The following is a 21,850-nucleotide window of genomic DNA, read 5'->3' on the forward strand; positions in this document are numbered from 1 at the left end:
ACAACCGGGTCTTCTCCTCACTTACGGGAAGAGGGAGGAGAAGACCCGGTCACGATGCGATGCCGCGGCGGGTACGCGCCTCCGCGAGTACATCATGCAGGCGCGCAACCTCCTCGTCGCTGAACTGTTCGATGAAGCGGAGCATCGTCGCCCCGCGGTCCCCGCCTTGGTCCAGTATCTGGCCCATCACCCGCGCTGTGTGCTCCTCCCGGCTCTCCCGGGGCCAGTAGCACCAGGCACGACCGGACTTCTCCCGGTGCAGCAGCCCCTTGTGGAACAAGATATTGGTGACGGTCATGACTGTCGTGTAGGCGATGTCGCGGTCATAGGTCATGGTCTCCCGGACCTCGCGGACCACCAACGCCCGGTCGGCTGCCCACAGGGCGTCCATGATGGCGGCCTCCAGTTCGCCGAACTCCCTAACCTTCACCCTCCCACCTCCGGTCCCCAATGCTAGGAACGGAGGTGGGGCTTCGGGGCGAAATGCGACCAGCCGAACCGATCCGCAGTCACCAACCCGCGGGGCTAACCGATTCGCCACCAAAAACAGGGACAGGGCGGTTTTTTCGGTAGAAATAAAGCCGTTTCCACGGCCTATGGACAGCAGCCAGGAGGCTCGGGGCTAGAGCAGATCCCGGAAGTGCACCTCGGTCTGCTCGGCGAGGTTGCGCGGGATGACGTACGGGCGCTCGGCGTTGATGTCGGGCCAGTTGTCATGGACGTCCTCGGGCGTCGCGTCGCGCAGGACCACACCGGGCCCTTCGGCCACGAACACCCTGGCAACCCTGCCGCCGCCCACCGAGTACACCTCTCCGGTGGTGTCGCAGTCCTCGTGCGCCAACCACAGGACGAGTGGCGTGACCTGTTCCGGGCTGAGCTTCGCGGCGGCGTCGGCCGGGAAGAGGTCCTCGGTCATGCGGGTGTAGGCCACCGGGGCGATGGCGTTGACGTTGATGTCGTATTTGGCGCCCTCGATGGCCAGGGTCTTGGTCAGCCCGACCACGCCCATCTTCGCCGCCGCGTAATTGCTCTGCCCGAAGTTGCCGAACAGCCCCGAAGGCGAGGTGGTGTTGATGATACGGCCGTAACCGTGCTCGCGCAGGTCGGCGAAGGCCGCCCTCGACACCAGGAAAGAACCGCGCAGATGGACGCCGATGACGGCATCCCAGTCCTCGGCCGAGATGTTCTTGAAGGACTTGTCCCTCAGGATGCCCGCGTTGTTGACCACGACGTCTACCCGGCCGAACGCCTCATTGGCGGCGTCGATGAGCGACTGCGCGCCTTCCTCGGTGGAGATGTCACCGACGTGGGCGTGGGCGACTCCCCCGTTCTCCCGGATCTGCTCGGCGACCGCTGACGCAGGGTTGCCCGCGCCGGCGCCCTCGGCTCTGCCGTCCACCCTGCCACCCGCGTCGTTGACCACCACCTTCGCGCCGCGCGCTGCGAATCCGAGGGCGTGCGACCGGCCCAGTCCCTGCCCGGCCCCGGTGACGACGACAACCCGCCCGTCGAACCGCAGATCAACCATGTTTTTCCTCCTCAACGACCGGACTGACCCGCCCGCCCGGGGGGTGTACCGGACGCGACGGTCCAGAACTACCTACCCCATCTGGACGCACATGCGCCAATCGGCCGTGCCGACTGCCCCCGAATCGACACCAACTGCGATTACACGCGGCCACCTCCTGTGTTCTCGGAGCAGCCATTGGTAGATTCGACAACTGTCGACCAACCCGCCCGATAGTCGCCGCTCAGACCGCACAGTGATGCTGCCGGACCGCTCTGGCAGCACGCCAACCTGGACGGAGGCCGGACGTGCCGATCCGTGTCATTCAGTGGGCCACGGGCTCCGTCGGGGGCGCGGCTCTGCGTACCCTGCTCAGCCGGACGGAATTCGAACTGGCCGGTGTGTACGTCCATTCCCCGGCGAAGGCAGGACGTGACGCAGGGGAGATCGCCGGGCTTCCCGACACGGGGATCCGTGCCACCGACGATCCTGAAGAAATCCTGGCGTTGGACGCCGACTGCGTCACGCACATGCCGCTGCCCTCCGCCTACTTCACCGACGACCCCGACCGCGATACGCGCGTCATCTGCGCGCTGCTGGCGTCGGGCAAGAACGTCGTGACCACAACAGGGTTCAGCCACCCCCGCACGCAGAGCCCTGAGCTGGTCCAGCGGTTGGAGGAGGCGTGCGCCCGCGGAAAGACGTCGCTGTACGGCGCCGGGATCAACCCCGGTTTCATGTCCCAGGTGCTGCCGCTGGCCCTCACCGGTCTGGGAGCACGAATCGACCACGTCTACCTGCGCGAGTGCTCGGATTTCGCCGGCAATCCCTCTCGTGCCGTGGTCACCGGGACCATGGGGCTGGGCCGCTCACCGGGTGACTACCGCCAGATGATCCGGCCGTTTCGCGCCTTCCAGGAGCAGTCCTTCGCCGAGAGCATCCACCTGGTGGCCGAGGGCCTGGGGCTGCGCCTGGACGATGTGGAGGCCCGCGACGAGATCGCCGCTGCCACGTCCGCGTTCGACGTCGCCGCCGGTTCGATCCCTGCCGGTGCTGTTGCGGCCTCGCGCTGGACCTTCAGCGCCACCATCGAGGGCCGCCCGGTGATCGACATGGAGTGCGTCTACAAAAGCGACTCCGCCCAGCTCCTGCCATGGGGGGACCCAGGGGTGGTTCTGCGCGTCCAGGGACACCCCGAATACGTGGTGCGGGTCGAGGAGTTCAGCAACGGGCTGGTCGGCGCGGCTGCCTATACCGTCAATGCCATCCCAGCCGTCTGTGCGGCGGCACCGGGGATCCGCACCTGTCTGGACCTACCGCTCATCACCGGGCGGGGCGCGGTCCGGTTGGGGTGACGGCCGCTCCCTGGACGGTCCTCCGGGTTGGCGCGGTCGTGGCCGCCTCGATGACGGGCGCACCGAGGGAGTCCTTGGACACACCTGAGGCGCAGAAATGCCTCGCGGCGAGCAGCCGTAAGCGGGTGGACGTGCTCATGACCGTCGAACGGGTCGTGAGCTGGGATCACAGCAAGCTCTAGGTTCTTGGTGGAAGCATGGGACGACGCGCCCGGGCCGCAGCGAGGATTTTTGTGGCGCACACCAGGATTGATCCTGCCCAGAACTGGGCATGGTGGGCCGCACAAGCCGTCGAGAATGATCGAATCCCGAGGTCACGACGGCGCATCCGATACAACTACCGCACTTTTTTGTGAATAAATGTTAGGTATATCCCAGTCCAGTACGGGGCCGGGGTCCACATCCGAACGCCTGGACAAGTAGCCTGTTACCACGAGATGGCTGGCCGGGCGTGTTCTCAATAGCGGCCAAGTGGACCCGTTGTGCCCTGTGCGTGGCTGTCTCACCATCACATTCACAAGCGAGCAGCGGAAGAGGGCGATCTCCGCCGTGTCGTCTGAGGCGTCTCAACCCCTGACAGATTTCGGCCCGAACGAGTGGCTGGTCGACGAGCTTTACCAGAAGTACCTTCGCGACCCGAACTCGGTTGACAAGGCATGGTGGAATTTCTTCGCGGACTACAAGTCCGGATCCGCCGCCGCCAACGGAGCCAGTGCTCCGTCAACGGGTGGAAAGTCCGGTGAGAGCGCTGCCCGCAGCGCCACCGAGGCATCCACCAAGCCGGTGTCCCCGGCACCCGACCCGGCCAAGGCCGCGTCGGCTTCCCCCAAGAGCACGGCGAACGCGTCCGACGACTCCAGCGCAGAGCTGGACCCGGACAACCCCCTCGCCGTCAGCGAGGAGCGGCTGCGCGGCGCGTCCGCGCGCACAGCCACCAACATGGAGAGCAGTCTCACCCTTCCCACGGCCACGAGCGTGCGCGCGGTTCCGGTGAAGCTGCTGTTCGACAACCGCACGGTCATCAACAACCATCTCCGCCGCGGCCGCGGCGGAAAGATCTCCTTCACGCACCTCATCGGCTACGCCATGATCAAGGCGCTCAAGTCGATGCCGGAGATGAACTACTCCTACACCGAGATCGGCGGCAAGCCCGGCATCGCCAGGCCCCTGCACGTCAACTTCGGTCTGGCGATCGACCTGGCGAAGCCCGACGGGACCCGTCAGCTCGTGGTGCCCAGCATCAAGAGCGCCGAGTCGATGGACTTCAAGGAGTTCTGGACCGGCTACGAGGACATCGTCCGCAAGGCCCGCAACAACAAGCTGGGGGTGCCCGACTTCCAGGGCACGACCATCAGCCTCACCAACCCAGGCGGTATCGGCACCGTGCACTCGGTTCCGCGCCTGATGCCCGGACAGGGCGCCATCCTGGGCGTGGGCGCGATGGAGTACCCGGCGGAGTTCCAGGGCGCCTCCCCGGAGACCCTGAACAAGCTGGCCGTCAGCAAGGTCATGACGCTCACCTCGACCTATGACCACCGCATCATCCAGGGTGCGCAGTCGGGGGAGTTCCTGCGGACCATCCACCGTCTGCTGCTGGGCGAGGAAGGTTTCTTCGACGAGATCTTCGAGTCGCTGCGCATCCCGTACGAGCCCGTGCGGTGGGTGCAGGACATCTCGATCAGCCACAGCAACCAGGTGGACAAGGCCAGCCGGGTCCAGGAGCTCATCCACGCTTACCGCGTGCGCGGGCATCTGATGGCCGACACCGACCCGCTGGAGTACACCCAGCGCCGCCACCCCGACCTCGACGTCCTCGAACACGGCCTCACGCTGTGGGACCTGGACCGCGAGTTCCCCACCGGTGGTTTCGGCGGCAAGCAGGTCATGAAGCTCCGGGACATCCTGGGCGTGCTGCGCGATACCTACTGCAGGACGGTAGGCATCGAGTACATGCACATCCAGAGCCCCGAGGAGCGCGAGTGGATCCAGGCGCACGTCGAGCGTGACCACGAGAAGGTCAACCGCGACGAGCAGCTGCACACGCTGCGCCGCCTGAACAGCGCCGAGGCGTTCGAGACGTTCCTGCAGACCAAGTTCGTGGGACAGAAGCGCTTCTCCCTCGAAGGCGGAGAGTCGCTGATCCCGCTCCTCGACGGCGTGATCAGCAAGGCGGCGAAGGCCGAGCTGGACGAGGTCGTCATCGGCATGGCCCACCGCGGCCGGCTGAACGTGCTCGCCAACATCTGCGGCAAGTCCTACGGGCAGATTTTCGGTGAGTTCGAGGGCAACCTCGACCCGCGCAGCGCGCACGGCTCGGGCGACGTGAAGTACCACCTCGGTACCGAGGGCACCTTCACAACCGCCGAGGGCGAGAAGATCGCGATCTCGCTGGCTGCCAACCCCAGCCACCTGGAGACCGTCAACCCGGTCGCAGAGGGCATCGTCCGCGCCAAGCAGGACGTGCTGGACAAGGGGCCCAACGGCTTCACCGTCCTGCCGGTCCTGATCCACGGCGACGCGGCGTTCGCCGGCCAGGGGGTGGTCGCCGAGACCCTGAACCTGTCGCAGCTGCGGGGCTACCGCACCGGTGGCACGGTGCACGTCATCGTGAACAACCAGGTCGGGTTCACCACCTCGCCCACCGACAGCCGTTCCAGCGTCTACGCCACCGACGTCGCCCGCATGGTGCAGGCGCCGATCTTCCACGTGAACGGGGACGACCCCGAGGCCGTGGTCCGAGTCGCACAACTGGCGTTCGCCTACCGGCAGACGTTCAACAAGGACGTGGTGATCGACCTCGTCTGCTACCGGCGCCGTGGCCACAACGAGGCCGACAACCCCTCGTTCACCCAGCCGCTGATGTACGACGTGATCGACGCCAAGCGCTCGACCCGCAAGCTCTACACGGAGTCGCTGATCGGCCGGGGCGACATCTCGGTCGAGGAGGCCGAGCAGGCGCTGCGCGACTACCAGCAGCAGCTGGAGCGCGCCTTCACCGAGACCCGCGAGGCCGGCCGCAAGCCGGTCGAGCCGGGCGCGGTGATCAAGCCCGAGGTGTTCAACGAGGGTCGGGTCGACCACTCGACGGTCGAGACGGCCATCTCCGAGGAGACCGTCAAGCGCGTGGTGGAGACGCAGACCTCGCTGCCCGAGGGCTTCACTCCGCACCCGCGCCTGCTACCCCAGTTGCAGCGACGCGCGCAAATGGTCGAAGAGGACAAGATCGACTGGGCGTTCGGCGAAACGCTGGCATTCGGTTCGCTCCTCATCGACGACCACCCGGTCCGCCTTGTCGGTCAGGACAGCCGGCGAGGCACCTTCGGTCAGCGCCACGCGGCCCTCGTCGACCGGGAGACCGGCGACGTGCACACCCCGCTGAAGGCATTCGACAAGGGGACCTCGAAGTTCTACGTGCACGACTCGCTGCTGAGCGAGTACGCGGCACTGGGCTTCGAGTACGGCTACTCGGTGATCCGTCCCAACGCCCTGGTGGCGTGGGAGGCGCAGTTCGGCGACTTCGTCGACGGCGCACAGACGATCATCGACGAGTACATCAGCTCGGGTGAACAGAAGTGGGGCCAGCGCTCCAGCGTCACGCTGCTGCTGCCGCACGGCTACGAGGGGCAGGGGCCCGACCACTCCTCCGCACGCATTGAGCGCTTCCTGCAGATGTGTGCGCAGGAGAACATGACGGTCTCGATGCCGAGCACCCCGGCGAACTACTTCCACCTGCTGCGCTGGCAAGTGAAGTCGCCGTATCAGCGTCCGCTGGTGGTCTTCACACCCAAGTCGATGCTGCGGCTGAAGGCAGCGGTTTCGGCCGCGTCGGACTTCACATCCGGCTCGTTCCAACCGCTGATCCCCGACAACAGCGGGATCTCCCCCGAGGACGTGCGCCGTGTGGTGCTGTGCTCGGGCAAGGTCTACTACGACCTCGACGGCGCGCGTAAGCGTACCGGGGACAAGCACACCGCGATCGTGCGCGTGGAGCGGCTCTACCCGCTGCCGATCGAGGAGATCCGCCAGCAACTCCGGGCCTTCCCCAACGCGGGCGAGGTCCTGTGGGTGCAGGAGGAACCGGCGAACATGGGTCCGTGGCCCTTCGTCGCGCTGGTCTTCTCCGAGCAGTTGGACCGGCCGTTCACCCGGGTGTCGCGGTCGGCGAGTTCCTCGCCCGCGGCAGGCTCGGCCAAGCGGCACGAAGTAGAGCAGCAAGCCCTGGTCAACACGGTTTTTCCGCCGGCAGACTAGGGACAGGCACACGGGGTCGATGAGTGGGCGGACCGCATGGACGGTCCACCCGGGCAGCACGAGCGACCTCTGATCGGGCCCCGGCCGTTTGGCCGGGGCCTTTTCGCGTCCAAGGACGTGACTGCGGAATCGGCTGGGTACGGATAAGGAGAGGCCCTCCCCAGCCGGCCCGGACCGGCTGGTCCCGGAGTGGTGGCGGGGGCTCCCCTAGGGGAAGACCGGAAAACTGCGCGCAACACCCCCGGTATTTCGCGACATATCTTGAGTCTTGACCGATCGCGACATAACGTGTTCTCACGGAGTCAAATTCGAAGGGAACCGCGATGGCACGATGGACCATCGACCAGCCGACCACCCGCACGCTCGAAGGAATCGTGGCGCTGCGGATACGCATCATCGGCGGTCATGTGAATGTCCTGCCCACAGACGACCCGGTGACCTTCGAGGTCTCCGACATCCAGGGTGAGCCGGTACTGGTCACTCAGGAAGCGGGGATCCTCACGGTCACCTACGACGACCTCACCCGCAGCGGGCTGATGGACCGGTTGCGTCCGGTCCAGCTGTCGGGGTACCGCGGAATGGGGAAGAGGTCCGCGACCGTCAGCCTCCGGGTGCCCCGCGACTGTCCGGTGGAGATCACCACTGCTTCGGCATCGATCGTGGCCGCCGGACTCACCGCCAGGACCCAACTGCGCAGTGCGTCGGGCGACGTCACCCTGGACGGTCTGGGCGGCTCGATCGACGTCAACACGGTCTCCGGCAACCTGGAGGCCAGAGACCTCAACGGCAAGCTCACCTTCAACAGTGTGAGCGGTCACCTGGAAGTAGCGGGGGGGCGGTTCGCCCACTTCGCGGGAAAGACCGCCTCGGGCCGGCTGCTCGCTGACGTGGATCTGGGGCCGGCCGCACGCGTCCGCCTCGGCTCGATCTCCGGTTCCGTGGCACTGCGCATCCCGGCGGGAACGAGCGCCGACGTGGATCTGCGTTCGGCGACCGGCGAGCTGGACTCCGAGTTCGGCCTGGACCGGCGAAGCATGCGCGGCCGCAACCACCTCAGCGGGAAGATCGGCGGCGGAGTCGACCCGGCGAACATCCAGACCACGACCGTGTCGGGCGCGGTGAACTTGTTGAGGCGCGCAAGTGACGCCCCGGCCGCGATCCCTAGGGGGGATGACGCATGAGCACCATATTCGGCCACGGCAGGCTCCGGCTCTACCTGTTGAAGCTGCTGGACGAGAGCCCCAAGCACGGCTACGAGATCATCAGCCTGCTGCGGGACCGGTTCTTGGGCGTCTACTCCCCTTCTCCCGGCACCATCTACCCCCGGCTCGCCCGGTTGGAGGAGGAGGGTCTGGTCACGCACGAGGAGGTGAACGGACGCAAGGTCTACAGCCTCACCGACAAGGGACGCGAGGAACTGAACAAGCGCACCGTGGACCTCGACGAGCTTGAACGCGAGATCACCGAGTCGGTGCGCGATGTGGCCCGTACCGTACAGCGAGACGTCCGGGACACCATCAGTCACCTGCGCGAGGAGCTCAAGTTCGCGGCCGGTGGGACGAGACGCACCACCAAGGCCAAGGCCGAGGAGAAGGAACGGGGCTCTTCCCCTGCCGGCGAGGACGTCTGGGGGCAGGCGGCCGGGGAGGAACAGGCGAAGCCGGCCGACGCTCCCCGGGAGGAGCCGACCGACAAGAACCGGGGCTCCTGGTGGAACCGCGACTGGGAGAAGCTCACCCAGGGATTGGGTTGGGGCAATGCCTGGCCCAAAGGGGGCGGGACGGGCGACCGTCCCGACTTCGAACGGACGCTGCACGACTTCGGCGACCGCGTCCGCGAGGTCGTCCGTGACGCAGGGCATGTCGGCGAGGCCGCAACCACCGATCTGCGCCGCATCCTCGACGAGACGATCGAGGTCATTCGGCGCGACGCGGCCTCGTGGGGTCCCAAGGACCCGGCGAAGACGACCGGCGAGGCCACCGGAACCGATGGGGAGGAACCTGAGACGGTGCCCGCCCCCGAGGAGCGGTCGGCGAACAAGCAGTCGGAGAAGGGGGACGTCTGGGAGAGGGTCGCGGCAGAGGAGCCTGCGGCCACCACCGACCAGGCGGAAAACGCGCCTTTTGCCCAGCCTCCGAGTGGCGCACCCGTTGAAGGGCAGCCCGCCGAGAAGCCCACGGTGGACGAGAACGGACCAGGGCCTTTCGCCCAGCCTCCAGCCGACACGGGCGACGCGCCCGGGCCGGACAAACGCAACCTCTGATCCACGGATCGAACCGATGGCAGGGGCCGGGACCCGTTCCCGGCCCCTGTCGTGCGAGGAACGGCCGATCCCGGTAGTGGCCGGCTCGTTATTGGGTCGGCCGCAACGGCCACCGTCCCGGACATCGGTGCAGATTCCGCCGACGACTCGACGGAGCCCGGCGACGCGCGCGAAGAGGCCGCAATGGAGACCGAGGTGGTGCGGCCGCGCAATCGGGACGTGACCTGGATGCGCACGGTCAGGCGATTGTCATCTCGAACCAGACCTGGCGCCCGAACGATCGGGACGGGCCGGTACCCCAGCAGGTCGCAAGCGTTTGAACCAGGGCCATTCCACGACCGAACTCAGTGTCGGGGTCGAGTTCGCGCACCGTAGGGCACTGGGCGGCGTGTCGACCGCCCTGATCGTGGACGTGGATGGTGACGGTGTCCGCCCCGCGGTACACGCGAACCTTGAGGAATCCTCCGGGTTCACCGCTGAGAGTGTGCTGGATGGCGTTCGCTGCGACTTCACTGACCAGGAGCAGCGCCGTGTCGATGAGGTCCGCGCTGAGCGGAGTGCCGGGACTCTGCCCCAAGGCCTGGTCGACGAAGCCCCTGATCCGGCTGACGTTCTCCTCGGTACCGGGGAACTCTCGCACGGCCGAATGCCCGTCCAGGCCGTCCAGCGCTTCCGGAGAAAACGTGATCATTCAACCACCCTCGGTCATGCGGCCCTTCATGGATATAACGCCGCAGGGTTTGTGGCACCTGGTCGCCATCATCCCCGTCGAGAACTTCGCGTGCAATTGCTTTCACGAATTCCCTCGAACGTTCTTTGCCAACCGCGGCGTGAAGTAGCCTTCTCTCGATCCTGGAGTCGCACCCCCTCGACCAATAAGGAGGATCGGTGGCTGGACGCTATAACCCGAGCGCGAGAAGGCGGCGCCTGGGAGTTGAATTGCGCCGTCTGCGAGAGCACGTCGCAATGACCGGGGAAGAGGCCGCCGAACGGATGTCGTGGTCGGGCAGCAAACTCTCCCGAATCGAGCGGGGCCAGGTATCCACCAACTCCGACGACGTACGGGACCTGCTGGAACTCTATGAAGTAGCCGACCCCGGGATCCGCCAGGCTCTTGTGCTACTGGCCCGCGAATCACGCCGACGCGGGTGGTGGCACGTCTACGGCGATGTGATGCCTGAACGGTTCGATGTCTATTTGGGCCTGGAACCGGAGGCGTGCGCACTACGGTTCTACCATGCACAACTGGTCCCCGGACTGCTTCAGATCGAAGCGTACACACGGGCTCTGCTCGAAGCGCACCCCTCACCGGTTGAACCACGCGAGATCAGCCGCCGCACCGAGCTCCGAATCCGCCGACAGGAGATCCTCACCCACGAGGATCCGCCAGACCTGTGGATCGTTCTGGACGAAGCGGCGATTCACCGCGTAATAGGCGGACCGAACACCATGGCCGAACAACTCCGACATTTGGCGACCTTGAGCCGAATGCAACACATAACTCTACAAGTCTTGCCATTCGATCGGGGAGCACACGCTGGACTAAACGGCGCATTCGACATCCTCGAATTCAGCGAACCGGAAGTTTATGCGCCGAGGCTGGTTCATTTGGAAAACTTGACCAGCAGCCTCTACATCGAAAAGGCTAAAGAAGTGCGGTTCTACACGGTTGCCTTCGAGCACCTGCGTACCGCCGCACTGCGCCCCGAGGAGACTCGGGTGCTCCTGGCCGAGTGCGAAGAACGCATGAGGTCCATGGCAAAGGAGCAGACATACGAAGATGAATGAGGAAGGGAGCGCGGGATGCCCGCGTTTGAAACGGAAGGCGCCCAATGGCGCACGAGCACCTACAGCGGCACCGGAGGGGGGCAGTGCGTGGAAGTCGCGGACACAGGTGACGCCATGGGCGTCCGCGACTCGAAAATCCCTGAAGGCGTCACCCTGAGCTTCCCCGCTGGGGCATGGGCAGTCTTCACCGAGGCCGCCGCCCACGGCGCGCTTTAGGTTCTGTCGCGCGACGAACGGGTGGACCGCGGCATCAGAACGGGGGACGCCCCCTTCCGATGCGACCGCAACGCGGCCGACCCCCTGACGTAAACCGATCCGGAGCGGGCGACCCCTGCTCCGGATCGGTTACGGTGAAGAACCGAATGACTACAGCCGGACAACACCGTCCTTGCGTGCCTGCTCGGCAACAGCCTTGGCAACAGCCGGGACGACACGGGGGTCGAACGGGCTCGGAATGATGTACTCGGGGCTGAGGTCGTCACCCACGAGGTCGGCCAGCGCGTTGGCCGCGGCCAGCTTCATCGCCTCGGTGATGTCGGTTGCCCGGACGTCCAGCGCCCCCCGGAACACCCCGGGAAAGGCCAACACGTTGTTGATCTGGTTGGGGAAGTCGCTGCGCCCGGTCGCCACGACGGCCGCATACCGGCGCGCGACGTCGGGATGCACTTCGGGGTTGGGGTTGGCCATGGCGCAGATGATGGCGTTCTTGGCCATGGTCGCCACGACCGACTCGGGCACCTCCCCGGAAGAGAGGCCGATGAAGACGTCCGCTCCGGCCAACGCGGTCTCGATGGAGCCCTGAAGCCCCGCCTTGTTGCTGATCGCCGCGAGCTCGGCCTTCTGCTCGTTCAGCCCGTCGCGACCGGCGTAGATGAGGCCCTTGCTGTCCGCGACGGCGAGATCTCCGATCCCTGCCTGGATCAGCATCCGCGATACGGCCAGACCGGAGGCACCCGCGCCGGAAACAACCGCCCGCAGGTCGCCGAGTTCACGCCCTGTCACCCGAGCCGCATTGCGCATGGCGGCCAGGGCCACGATGGCTGTGCCGTGCTGGTCGTCGTGGAAAACCGGGATGTCCAGCAGCTCCCGCAGCCGCCGCTCGACCTCGAAGCAGCGCGGAGCGGAGATGTCCTCCAGGTTGATCCCGCCGAAGGACGGTGCCATCCGCGCCACTGTCTCGACGATCTGGTCGACGTCGGTGCAGGCGAGGGCGACGGGGACGGAGTCGAGACCGGAGAACTGCTTGAAAAGCAGAGACTTGCCCTCCATGACCGGCAGGGATGCCTCCGGACCGATGTCGCCCAGACCGAGGACCGCGGTGCCGTCGGTGACAACGGCGACGACCTTGCTCTTCCAGGTGTAGGTGTCGACGAGCTCCGGAGTCTCGGCGATGGCGGAGCAGACGCGGGCCACTCCGGGCGTGTAGGCGAGGGCGAGGCCCTCGTGGTCGGTGATCTCGACGGAGGAGTGGACCTCAAGCTTTCCACCCCTGTGCAGGGCGAATGCCGGATCCTCGTCGAGATGGGAATAGCGGTCGCTGGTCAACTGAAAACCCCTCGATTGTCATGCGCGTTCACGTCGGCCATGACCTGAACGGCCTGCGTTGGAGAAGCAGCGGGCGGAGAAGGGTGCTAGGGGAGGCCAGCCGCATCCGGGTCGATACGAATCGGTGCCGGCGGCCTGTCTCCGCGGTGCTCGTACAAGCGTGGCGCTGCTGGTGTCACGGGGTTGACCCGTTACACAATCATCTCATAACGGTGACCGCAGGCACATGCCGAGTCCGCAACGATGGTCCACCGCGCTATCCGCGCTCAGTCGTTCGTTGTGCGCCGAACCGAGAACACCGGTCAACTCGCCGCACGCGGATGGCAGCCTTATACGCTGGAAAAAGAGGAGACAGACGTGAAGGACCTCTGGAACGCACCGGACCCCGAGGCCCTCCCGGGCCACCGCCCGACAGCCGCTGCTTCCCGGCTCCGTCTCCCCGCGCTGGCCGCCGCGCCATTGGCGTTGATGCTCACGTTGAGCGCCTGCGGTGGCAGCGATGAGGAGCAGACGCCCGCCGAGCAGGTCGAGGCCGACGACGAACTGGCCGCTCTCGTGCCGGACGACCTCGCCGAGAAGGGCGTCGTCACGATCGGCGTGGAGAGCGCCTACCCGCCCGGCGAGTTCCTGGACACCGACGGTACGACCGTTATCGGCTTCAACGTGGAGCTGTACGACGCCGCCATGGCCAAGCTCGGGCTGACCACCGACTGGCAATCGGCACCGTTCGACGCCATCATCACGGGTGTCACCTCAAACAAGTACGACGTCGGCGTCTCTTCCTTCACCATCAACGCCGAACGGCTTGAGCAGGTGAACATGGTGAGCTACTTCAACGTGGGCACCCAGTGGTTCGGCCTGGCAGGCAACCCCAACGACGTCGACCCCGACGACGCCTGCGGCAAGAGTGTCGCTGTGCAGTCGGGCACGGTGCAGGTCGAGGACATCGAAGCGCGTTCCGAAGCGTGTGAGGAGGACGGCAAGGACCCGATCTCGATCCAGCAGTACGAGGACCAGACGCTGGCCACCAACTCGGTGGTGTCGGGCCAGAACGACGCCAGCCTGGCCGACCTCCCCGTCTCGGGTTACGCCATCAGCCAGACCGGCGACAAGCTGGAGACCTACGGCGAGCAGTACGAGGCCGCCCCCTACGGCGTGGTCGTACCGAAGGACGAGACCGAGCTGGCCGAGGCGGTGCGAGCCGCCTACGCGTCGATCATCGAGGACGGTACTTACGCCGAGATCCTCGACAAGTGGGACATCGCCAACGGCGCCATCGAAACCCCCGAAGTCAACCCGAGCGTTGGATAGTAGACCCCCGTGAGCAACGACCACCCCCGGCCGGCGGAGACCCCGTCGGCCGGGTCATCAATGCCAGAACCGATCAGGGCGATTCCCGTCCGTTATCCGGGACGCTGGGTGGCGTCCGCGTTCATCCTGCTCCTGAGCGCGATGTTCGTGCACATGTTGATCACCAACGAGGTGTTCAACTGGCCGTTCATGTTCGAGAACATGTTCATCGAACCGGTCCTGATCGGCGTGCGAACGACTCTCGTCCTGACCGTGCTGGCCATGGTCATCGGCGTGCTGATCGGCATCATCGTCGCTGTGATGCGCCTGTCGGGCAATCCGGTACTGGCCGGTGTGGGCTGGGTCTACACCTGGTTCTTCCGGGCTGTCCCCCGTCTGGTGCTGTGTGTTCTCTTCGGCAACCTCGGCGTGCTCTACAGCACGATCGACCTGGGACTGCCCTTCGACAATTACTGGATGCCGCTGCTGGGCATGAGCGGCGACGCCCGCTTCCTCAGCTTCGAGACACGCGACATCCTCACCGCTTTCGTCGCGGCGCTTCTGGCTCTTGCCTTGTCCGAGGGCGCCTACATGGCCGAGATCGTGCGGGCCGGCCTGCAGTCGGTGGACAAGGGTCAGACCGAAGCCGCTCAGGCGTTGGGCATGTCGCGGACCAAGGTCCTGCGCCGGATCACCCTGCCCCAGGCGCTGCGAGTGATCGTGCCGCCCACCGGCAACGAGACGACGGCAATGCTCAAGGACACGTCACTGGTGGCCTATGTTCCGCTGACCACCGAGTTGTGGTTCCAGTTGCAGACGGTCGGCAACCGGGTCTTCGACCCGTTCCCGATGCTCGTCGCCGCCTGCATCTGGTACCTGGCCATCACCAGTGTCTTCATGTTCGGTCAGTACTTCCTGGAACGCTCATTCACCAAGGGCGACCGGCAGGCACAGGCGGGGCTGAAGATGTTGCAGGCCAAGACCGGGAACTAGCGGGAGGCGCGAGCAGTGACAGAAGAGAACGCCCCCGCGGCCGATGAGCGCATGGTCGTGGCGGAGAACGTGCACAAGTCCTTCGGCCGGCTGGAGGTCCTGCGCGGAATCGATTTGGAGGTCCGGCGCGGGGAGGTGATGTGCGTGGTGGGCCCTTCCGGATCGGGCAAATCCACGTTCCTGCGCTGTGTCAACCACCTGGAGAAGATCAACGCCGGACGCCTCTGGGTGAACGGCGAACTGATGGGGTACCGGCAGAAGGGCGCCAAGCTCTACGAGTTGCGCGAATCCGAGGTCGCGGCGCAACGGAGGGAGATCGGCATGGTCTTCCAACGCTTCAACCTGTTTCCGCACATGTCGGTCGTGGGCAACGTGATGGAGGCTCCCGTCCAGGTCAGGCGGACACCTCGGGCCGAGGCCAAGGCGACGGCACTTGAACTGCTGGACCGGGTCGGTCTGGCCGACAAGGCGGAGTCCTACCCCGGGCAGTTGTCGGGCGGGCAGCAACAACGGGTGGCGATCGCGCGGGCGCTGGCGATGAGCCCGTCTCTGATGCTGTTCGACGAGCCCACCAGTGCGCTGGACCCCGAACTCGTCGGTGAGGTCCTCGATGTGATGAAGGACCTCGCCCGCGACGGCATGACCATGGTCGTGGTGACCCACGAGATGGGGTTCGCCCGCGAGGTGGGCGACTCCCTGGTGTTCATGGACGGCGGCGTGGTCGTGGAGTCGGGCGAGCCCCGGGAAGTACTCACCAACCCGCAGCACGAACGGACCAAGGCGTTTTTGTCGAAGGTCTTCTGAACGGGCTTCGCCGTTCGGCCTCTCAACGGCCGTGGACCACCCGCCCCATGGGTGGACCACGGCCGTTCCTCCGTGCGGAGCTCCTGAGCAAGCGAAGGACCACTGGGCTAGCGTGACCGGCGGAAGTATTCGTTTTCGTCCGCAGTAGTGAGGCACCCGTGATCCGCTTTGCCCGCCCCGATGACGTCCCCGTTATCCACCAGCTCGTCCGCGATCTCGCGGAGTACGAGAAAGAGCCCGATGCCGCCGTGGCCACCGAGGCGGACTTCACGGCTGCCCTCTTCGGGGAGCATCCTGCGGCTTTCGCCCACATCGCCGAACACACCGAGGCCGACGGCACTGTCGTAGCGGCCGGTTTCGCGCTGTGGTTCCGCAACTTCTCCACCTGGACGGGCAAGCACGGGATCTACCTGGAGGACCTGTACGTGCGTCCCGAAATGCGCGGCCACGGCTACGGCAAGGCCCTGCTTGCGGAACTGGCCCGGACCTGCGTCGAGCGGGGCTACCAGCGTCTGGAGTGGTCGGTGCTGGACTGGAATCGACCGTCCATCGACTTCTACGACAGCCTGGGCGCCGTACCGATGAAGGGGTGGACGGTGTACCGGCTGCACGGTGCCGCGCTCGACGGGCTGGGACGCGGGGGCAGCTGAGTTCCACACCTGCGGGCCCGGGCACCAACTCCGCAGGGGAAAGCGGCCGTCGTTGCGCTGCACGGGGAGGAGCCGGTGTGTGGCTTCCGGGCGGTTTCGCCGCCAACGGGACCCGAGAGGGGCCGGCAGCGGTTCGACGCGGCCGGCGCCTCTGAAGCGGAGCACCGGGACCGGCGTGTCGGCATCGTCGCGCAGCACCGCACCTGTCCGGTGAGCCGGCCTGGGCAAACACCGCGAGACCACCAAAGCGGGACACGGCTGTGACGCAGGTGCGCGGGACAAGGGGTTAACAGGATAGATTGCTCCCAAGCGCCAATCTCGCTTCCCTAAGGAGGGACGTGACCGAAGACACCGCTGTGCCGACGGCAGACGCGATGGGTGTACGGGATGCGGTAACCGTTCGCATGCCCGCAGACAGCGCCTATCTGTCCGTACTGCGCACGGCAACAGCTGGTCTCGCGGCCAGGCTCGATTTCACTCTCGACGAGATCGAAGATCTCCGCATCGGAGTGGACGAGGCGTGCGCGATGTTGCTGTCGCAGGCGCTGCCCGGCACTGACTTGACCACCGAATTCGAACTCACCGGTGACGGCATGCGCATCAGCGTGTCGGTTCTGACCGCGGACGGCAGGCTCCCGGCCCGTGACACCTTCGCCTGGACGGTTCTCTCCGCCCTGGCCGGCGACGTCGACGCCGCGGTCGGCCCTGACGACCGGGTTTCCATCGTCCTGCACAAACGCCGCGACGTGGTGGAGTCGGCGTGAGCGAGAGGGGGCCCGCTCTGACGGCGAAAGCAGAGCATTCAACGCCTGACCGGGCCCGTGCGCGTGCGTTGTTCGAGCAGCTGAACGGGCTGGACGTCGACGCGCCCGAGCGCCAACGCATCCGCGACGAGCTGGTGGAGCTGCACCTGCCGTTGGTGGAGTACCTCGCGCGGCGGTTCCGCAATCGCGGTGAGTGGCTCGACGACCTCACCCAAGTGGCCACGATCGGGCTGATCAAGTCCATCGACCGCTTCGATCTGGGGCGCGGCGTGGAGTTCTCCACTTACGCGACCCCCACGATCGTCGGTGAGATCAAGAGGCACTTCCGCGACAAGGGCTGGGCGGTGCGGGTCCCGCGTCGCCTCCAGGAGCTCAAACTGTCGCTGACCAAGGCAGTGGGCGAGCTGTCCCAGCGTCAAGGGCGCGCACCCACGGTCGCGGAGCTGGCCGAGTACCTGCGGATGACCGAGGAAGAGGTCCTGGAGGGCCTGGAGTCGGCGAACGCCTACTCCACGGTCTCTCTGGACGCTCCCGACAGTGGCGACGAGGACGCCCCCGCGGTTGCCGACTCGCTCGGGATCGTGGACGAGTCCCTTGAAGGAGTCGAGTACCGCGAGTCCCTCAAGCCGCTGCTGGAACAGCTTCCTCCGCGGGAAAAGCGCATCCTGCTACTGCGCTTCTTCGGCAATATGACCCAGTCGCAGATCGCCACGGAGCTGGGCATCTCGCAGATGCACGTCTCCAGGCTGCTGGCCAGGACCCTCGCCCAGTTGCGCCAGGCACTGACCACCGACGACTGACCACTACGTGTGGCGGCCCGGTCCGACTCGGACCGGGCCGCCACACGTACGGTCGGGATACCCCGGTCAGTCGTTCTTGCGACCGCCCCTTGGCGGTGGGTCCTGGGCTGGAAACAGCGTGGCCGTGGTGGCCGGGGCCAGGACCGCGGCGAGCGCGGCGGCGGCGACACCACCCAGTGCCAGGCTCAGCACGGGCTGCTGGCTGGTCCACAGGTAGTAGGCGACGATCAGCGCGAACAACTGGGTGAGGACCACCGGGCTGCGCGCCCATTCGTGCAGCTCGAAGAGTCCCCAGGCCACATAGCCCAGCGCAGCCGCCGCACCCAGCGCGAAGACCGCCAGGGGCAGGGCGTAGGTGATGTCGGCGCTGTTGCCCATCAGGGCGCTGAACAGGATGAAGACGCCTGAACCCAACAGGGCCAGACCGAGCAGCCCTTCGAGGACGGCCGCGATGACAATGGTGAATGGGCGTCTGGACACGCTTCACTGTAACCGGCGCCGACCGGCCCTGTGGTCAGGCAGTGCGCCATCATCACTACACTGGCGGCGTGCGCGCCCTGTTCATCTCGAATCCGCAGGCCACCACGACCACCTCCCGTTCCCGGGATGTGATCGTGCGGGCCCTCGCAAGCGACGTCTCACTCGAAGTCGTGCAGACGGAGTACCGCAATCACGCCAAGGAGCTGGCGGGAGAAGCGGTGGAAAAGGGCTATGACCTGGTCATCAGCCTTGGCGGAGACGGGACCGTCAACGAGGTGGTCAACGGCATCCTCAGCGCACCGGCCGACTTGCCCCGCCCCGCCTACGCCGCACTCCCGGGCGGCAGCGCGAACGTGTTCATCCGGTCCCTGGGCCTGCCCACCGACCCGATCGAAGCAACCGGCGCGGTACTGGAAGCGCTTCGCAGCGGCTCTCGCCGCGAGGTGGGACTCGGTCAGATCGACGACCCCGAGGACGGTCGCTATTTCACGTTCTGCGCCGGATTCGGATGGGATGCCGACGTGGTGCACGAGGTGGAACGCCAGCGACGGCGCGGCCTTCGCGCCTCTCCTGTGCTCTACGTAGGAATCGCCTTCCAGATGTTCGTGAGGGGTCGGGCCCTGCGCGACCCGTCACTGACCGTGGAGACGCCAGGCCGCAGACCGGTTTCCGACCTGTCCTTTGCGCTGGTGACCAACACGTCGCCCTGGACCTATGCGGGTTCGGTGGCCTTGCGTCCGACGCCGCGCTCCCGGCTGGAGCTGGGCCTGGACGCGTTCGCGATGACCCAGGTGAACCCGGTCCTGGCCGGCAAGATCCTGCGCAAGATGCTCTCCCCGAAGGGCGTGGATCCGCGCGGACGCGGCTACCTCACTTGGCATGACAAGCAGAAGTTCACCATCCGCTCTCAGCGCCCGCGAGCGTTCCAGATCGACGGCGAGTACCTCGGACACCGGGAACAGGTCAATTTCCGATCCATTCCGAAGGCATTACGAATAGTGGGCTGAGAGCGGGCAAACCGGAGATCGTGAGTGCTTGTGACACACGCGACACGCCCGACGCCGGGTTGAGACACCGGACGTACTTGAAAGCTCAGGTTAACCCTGGCACGCTCAAAGTATCGCCGCACGTTACAGGCAGGTTAACGCCTCGATCCGCGGTCAATGGCTGCAACAGGGAAGACTTCCGCGCCCGACAGAGCCATTCGGATCGAACCATAACCAGCCTGTTTCCAAGGGCGCGTAAGCGAAGTCGGGATCGACAACAAGACGGCCCCGAAACAGCGTTTGACTTCGTGAATTCGTTCACAAAGCGCACGCCCCTGATCGCCTCACTGTGAGGAGTGGACCCGCATGGACTGGCGCCACCACGCTGCCTGCCGTGACGAAGACCCCGAACTGTTCTTCCCCATTGGAAACTCCGGGCCGGCACTGACCCAGATCGAAGAAGCCAAAGAGGTGTGTCGGCGCTGTCCGGCGATGAACGCCTGCCTGCAGTGGGCGCTGAGCAGCGGCCAGGACGGAGGCGTCTGGGGCGGTATGAGCGAGGACGAGCGCCGTGCCCTCAAACGCCGTCGCGGCCTGCCCGCGACCAGCAGGGTGCACAGCAGCGTCTGATTCCGACGCGAGGTGGCCGGGATCGTTCACCGGCCACCTTCGACTGGCCGCTGTGGGCCGGGGGATCACGCCGGTCCCCCGCCCTATCGAGCGACAGACCGGCCTCGGAGCCGCCGAGGCCGCACCGGACACGACTGCCTGCCAATCAGGTGTAGGACTGCACTTCGTGATCGACCGGCAGATCCAGCAGCGCCTTGGTCCCTCCGCCCTTCTCAGGGGTGATTTCGAGTCTCCCGGCAAGCTCGCCGGCGATGAGCGTGCGCACGATCTGCAGGCCCAGGCTGCTGGTGGTCTCCAGGTCGAAGCCTTCGGGCAGACCGACCCCGTCGTCGATGATCTCGATCAGCAACCGAGCCGGCGACTTGTCCTCCCCAGGAGCCGGGGGCGGCGCCTCCCGGTGGACCCGCACCTCGATCTTGCCCGGTCCCTGCTTGAGCCCGTGCTCGACGGCGTTCTGGACGAGCTCGGTGAGCACCATCGACAGCGGGGTCGCCACGAGTGCCGACAGCAGGCCGAAGTGCCCGACCCTGCGCGGCACTACGAAAGCGCCGGTGGAGGAGACCTCCGCGGCCATCTCGATGACCCGGTCGGCGATGTCGTCGAAGTCGACGGTCTCGTCGGGCGTGTGCGAGAGCATCTCGTGCACGATGGCGATGGACCCGACCCGGCGGACCGCCTCGTCCAACGCGTCGCGGCCCTCCGGGTTGCTCAGCCTGCGCGACTGGAGCCGGAGCAGCGCGGCCACCGTTTGAAGGTTGTTCTTCACCCGGTGATGGATCTCGCGGATGGTGGCGTCCTTGGTCATCAGCTCGCGCTCGCGGCGGCGCAGTTCGGTGACGTCGCGCACCATGATCAGCGCACCGATCCGGTTCCGGGCGACGACCAAGGGGATGGCGCGCAGCTGGATCGTGGAACCGCGCGCCTCCACCTCGGCCTCTTGAGGAATGCGGCCGCCCGCGGTCCAGTTCAACGACTCGTCCCGGGGATCGGCGACCGCTGACAGCTCGGAGGTGGTGCGAGCGAGCGAGGTACCGACCAGATCAGCGGCGAGACCGAGCCTGCGGTAGGCCGAAAGAGCGTTGGGACTGGCGTAGACGACGCGCCCCTCCTGGTCCAAACGGAGCAGGCCGTCTCCGACCCGGGGGGAGCGCACCATCAACGGTCCCTGGTCGCTGAACGGGAACTCCCCCTCGGCGATCATCTGGGCGAGATCGCTGGCGCTTTGCAGATAGGTGAGTTCCAACCGGCTCGGGGTACGGGCCGAGCTCAGGTTGGTGCTGCGCTGGATCACACCGAGCAGCTGCCCCTTCCTGCGCACAGGGATGGTCTCCTCGCGCACCGGAACCCCACCCGACCAGTCGGGGTCGCCTTCGCGACAGATCCTGCCCTCGCTCCAGGCGCGGTCGATGAGCACTCTCTTCGCCTGCATCTGCGGGCTCGCGCGACCAGCAGTCGTACCCTCGCCGTCGGTGTCGTGGAGGAACTTCTCCACGAGGTCGTCCTGGAAAGCGGTGGGGCCGGTGGTCGGGCGCATCTGGGCGACCGCGACCCACCCGGTGTCGTCGCGCAGACGCACCCACAACACCAGGTCGGCGAAAGACAGGTCGGCGAGTAGCTGCCAGTCGGAGACCAAGGAGTGCAACCACTCCAGGTCGGCCGTCTTGAGCGCCGTATACCTTCTGATGAGATCACTGAGGTGAGGCACTCACAAATCATCCCACGAGTAGAGGCATACTCATTGGAT

General features: G+C 66.2%; 20 protein-coding genes. 14 read left to right on the forward strand and 6 right to left on the reverse strand.

All coding sequences use genetic code 11. The features are described 5' to 3' along the window. Positions 1–49: 49 nt before the first annotated feature. Both QSJ59_RS05230 and QSJ59_RS05235 read right to left on the reverse strand, forming a co-directional pair. Entirely contained in the window at positions 50–430 is a 381-nt protein-coding gene (locus QSJ59_RS05230) for a BlaI/MecI/CopY family transcriptional regulator (RefSeq protein WP_285757531.1), read from the reverse strand. A gap of 192 nt (positions 431–622) precedes the next feature. Continuing rightward, positions 623–1,528 carry an SDR family oxidoreductase gene (locus QSJ59_RS05235; RefSeq protein WP_285757532.1) on the reverse strand — a complete coding sequence of 302 codons (906 nt, stop codon included), beginning with the start codon at positions 1,526–1,528 and terminating at the stop codon, positions 623–625. Positions 1,529–1,815: 287 nt separating this feature from the next. On the opposite strand from QSJ59_RS05235, the gene QSJ59_RS05240 reads away from it, so the two are divergent. From QSJ59_RS05240 to QSJ59_RS05255, 4 genes are all read left to right on the forward strand, one after another. Then, the gene (locus QSJ59_RS05240) at positions 1,816–2,862 is read left to right on the forward strand and encodes an NAD(P)H-dependent amine dehydrogenase family protein (protein ID WP_285757533.1); all 1,047 of its coding nucleotides are present in this window, start codon (positions 1,816–1,818) and stop codon (positions 2,860–2,862) included. Between the two features lie 549 nt (positions 2,863–3,411). Continuing rightward, positions 3,412–7,113, forward strand: a complete 3,702-nt coding sequence (locus QSJ59_RS05245; protein ID WP_285757534.1) for a multifunctional oxoglutarate decarboxylase/oxoglutarate dehydrogenase thiamine pyrophosphate-binding subunit/dihydrolipoyllysine-residue succinyltransferase subunit — start codon at positions 3,412–3,414, stop codon at positions 7,111–7,113. A 323-nt stretch (positions 7,114–7,436) separates the two neighbouring features. Further along, on the forward strand, positions 7,437–8,294 hold the full coding sequence (locus QSJ59_RS05250; protein WP_285757535.1) for a DUF4097 family beta strand repeat-containing protein: 858 nt from the start codon (positions 7,437–7,439) through the stop codon (positions 8,292–8,294). Beyond that, positions 8,291–9,376, forward strand: a complete 1,086-nt coding sequence (locus QSJ59_RS05255; RefSeq protein WP_285757536.1) for a PadR family transcriptional regulator — start codon at positions 8,291–8,293, stop codon at positions 9,374–9,376. The genes QSJ59_RS05250 and QSJ59_RS05255 overlap by 4 nt, the downstream gene beginning before the upstream one ends. A 238-nt stretch (positions 9,377–9,614) precedes the next feature. On the opposite strand, the gene QSJ59_RS05260 is transcribed toward QSJ59_RS05255, so the two are convergent. Further along, entirely contained in the window at positions 9,615–10,067 is a 453-nt protein-coding gene (locus QSJ59_RS05260; RefSeq protein WP_285757537.1) for an ATP-binding protein, read from the reverse strand. A 197-nt stretch (positions 10,068–10,264) separates the two neighbouring features. Here QSJ59_RS05260 and QSJ59_RS05265 point away from each other — a divergent pair, with 197 nt between their 5' ends. Both QSJ59_RS05265 and QSJ59_RS05270 read left to right on the forward strand, forming a co-directional pair. After that, entirely contained in the window at positions 10,265–11,164 is a 900-nt protein-coding gene (locus QSJ59_RS05265) for a helix-turn-helix domain-containing protein (RefSeq protein ID WP_285757538.1), read from the forward strand. A gap of 15 nt (positions 11,165–11,179) precedes the next feature. Further along, the gene (locus tag QSJ59_RS05270) at positions 11,180–11,380 is read left to right on the forward strand and encodes a DUF397 domain-containing protein (protein ID WP_285757539.1); all 201 of its coding nucleotides are present in this window, start codon (positions 11,180–11,182) and stop codon (positions 11,378–11,380) included. A gap of 150 nt (positions 11,381–11,530) precedes the next feature. On the opposite strand, the gene QSJ59_RS05275 is transcribed toward QSJ59_RS05270, so the two are convergent. Continuing rightward, positions 11,531–12,709, reverse strand: coding sequence for an NAD(P)-dependent malic enzyme (locus QSJ59_RS05275; protein WP_285757540.1), 1,179 nt, complete (start codon positions 12,707–12,709; stop codon positions 11,531–11,533). 468 nt (positions 12,710–13,177) lie between these two features. Here QSJ59_RS05275 and QSJ59_RS05280 point away from each other — a divergent pair, with 468 nt between their 5' ends. The 6 genes from QSJ59_RS05280 to QSJ59_RS05305 all read left to right on the forward strand — a co-directional run bounded on the left by QSJ59_RS05280 (position 13,178) and on the right by QSJ59_RS05305 (position 18,010). Continuing rightward, positions 13,178–14,020: an ABC transporter substrate-binding protein gene (locus QSJ59_RS05280; protein ID WP_285757917.1), complete on the forward strand. Its 843-nt coding sequence runs from the start codon at positions 13,178–13,180 to the stop codon at positions 14,018–14,020. Positions 14,021–14,080: 60 nt separating this feature from the next. After that, the gene (locus tag QSJ59_RS05285; RefSeq protein WP_285757541.1) at positions 14,081–14,992 is read left to right on the forward strand and encodes an amino acid ABC transporter permease; all 912 of its coding nucleotides are present in this window, start codon (positions 14,081–14,083) and stop codon (positions 14,990–14,992) included. Positions 14,993–15,043: 51 nt separating this feature from the next. Continuing rightward, entirely contained in the window at positions 15,044–15,796 is a 753-nt protein-coding gene (locus QSJ59_RS05290) for an amino acid ABC transporter ATP-binding protein (RefSeq protein WP_285757918.1), read from the forward strand. A gap of 158 nt (positions 15,797–15,954) precedes the next feature. Next, positions 15,955–16,446: a GNAT family N-acetyltransferase gene (locus QSJ59_RS05295; RefSeq protein ID WP_285757542.1), complete on the forward strand. Its 492-nt coding sequence runs from the start codon at positions 15,955–15,957 to the stop codon at positions 16,444–16,446. 338 nt (positions 16,447–16,784) lie between these two features. Beyond that, positions 16,785–17,210: an ATP-binding protein gene (locus QSJ59_RS05300; protein WP_285757543.1), complete on the forward strand. Its 426-nt coding sequence runs from the start codon at positions 16,785–16,787 to the stop codon at positions 17,208–17,210. After that, positions 17,207–18,010 carry an RNA polymerase sigma factor SigF gene (locus tag QSJ59_RS05305; protein WP_285757544.1) on the forward strand — a complete coding sequence of 268 codons (804 nt, stop codon included), beginning with the start codon at positions 17,207–17,209 and terminating at the stop codon, positions 18,008–18,010. Before QSJ59_RS05300 ends, QSJ59_RS05305 begins: the two co-directional genes overlap by 4 nt. Positions 18,011–18,076: 66 nt before the next feature. Here QSJ59_RS05305 and QSJ59_RS05310 read toward each other — a convergent pair whose 3' ends face one another. Continuing rightward, a complete protein-coding gene (locus QSJ59_RS05310; protein ID WP_285757545.1) occupies positions 18,077–18,490 on the reverse strand; it encodes a hypothetical protein in 414 nt (137 codons plus the stop codon). A gap of 68 nt (positions 18,491–18,558) precedes the next feature. Between QSJ59_RS05310 and QSJ59_RS05315 the strand changes: the two genes are divergently transcribed. Beyond that, positions 18,559–19,497: a diacylglycerol/lipid kinase family protein gene (locus QSJ59_RS05315; protein ID WP_285757546.1), complete on the forward strand. Its 939-nt coding sequence runs from the start codon at positions 18,559–18,561 to the stop codon at positions 19,495–19,497. A 345-nt stretch (positions 19,498–19,842) separates the two neighbouring features. Then, entirely contained in the window at positions 19,843–20,106 is a 264-nt protein-coding gene (locus QSJ59_RS05320; RefSeq protein ID WP_285757547.1) for a WhiB family transcriptional regulator, read from the forward strand. A 145-nt stretch (positions 20,107–20,251) separates the two neighbouring features. On the opposite strand, the gene QSJ59_RS05325 is transcribed toward QSJ59_RS05320, so the two are convergent. Beyond that, positions 20,252–21,811: a sensor histidine kinase gene (locus QSJ59_RS05325; protein WP_285757548.1), complete on the reverse strand. Its 1,560-nt coding sequence runs from the start codon at positions 21,809–21,811 to the stop codon at positions 20,252–20,254. Positions 21,812–21,850 lie beyond the last annotated feature (39 nt).

It is taken from the genome of Nocardiopsis ansamitocini (genome assembly GCF_030268225.1).
In the GTDB taxonomy this organism is placed as follows: Bacteria; Actinomycetota; Actinomycetes; order Streptosporangiales; family Streptosporangiaceae; genus Nocardiopsis_D; species Nocardiopsis_D ansamitocini.

Coding starts and splice junctions, on each gene's coding strand:
- QSJ59_RS05235 (WP_285757532.1), bottom strand. CDS start 1,528: ATGGTTGATCTGCGGTTCGACGGGCGGGTTGTCGTCGTCACCGGGGCC.
- QSJ59_RS05250 (WP_285757535.1), top strand. CDS start 7,437: ATGGCACGATGGACCATCGACCAGCCGACCACCCGCACGCTCGAAGGA.
- QSJ59_RS05255 (WP_285757536.1), top strand. CDS start 8,291: ATGAGCACCATATTCGGCCACGGCAGGCTCCGGCTCTACCTGTTGAAG.
- QSJ59_RS05260 (WP_285757537.1), bottom strand. CDS start 10,067: ATGATCACGTTTTCTCCGGAAGCGCTGGACGGCCTGGACGGGCATTCG.
- QSJ59_RS05270 (WP_285757539.1), top strand. CDS start 11,180: ATGCCCGCGTTTGAAACGGAAGGCGCCCAATGGCGCACGAGCACCTAC.
- QSJ59_RS05280 (WP_285757917.1), top strand. CDS start 13,178: ATGCTCACGTTGAGCGCCTGCGGTGGCAGCGATGAGGAGCAGACGCCC.
- QSJ59_RS05285 (WP_285757541.1), top strand. CDS start 14,081: ATGCCAGAACCGATCAGGGCGATTCCCGTCCGTTATCCGGGACGCTGG.
- QSJ59_RS05290 (WP_285757918.1), top strand. CDS start 15,044: ATGGTCGTGGCGGAGAACGTGCACAAGTCCTTCGGCCGGCTGGAGGTC.
- QSJ59_RS05320 (WP_285757547.1), top strand. CDS start 19,843: ATGGACTGGCGCCACCACGCTGCCTGCCGTGACGAAGACCCCGAACTG.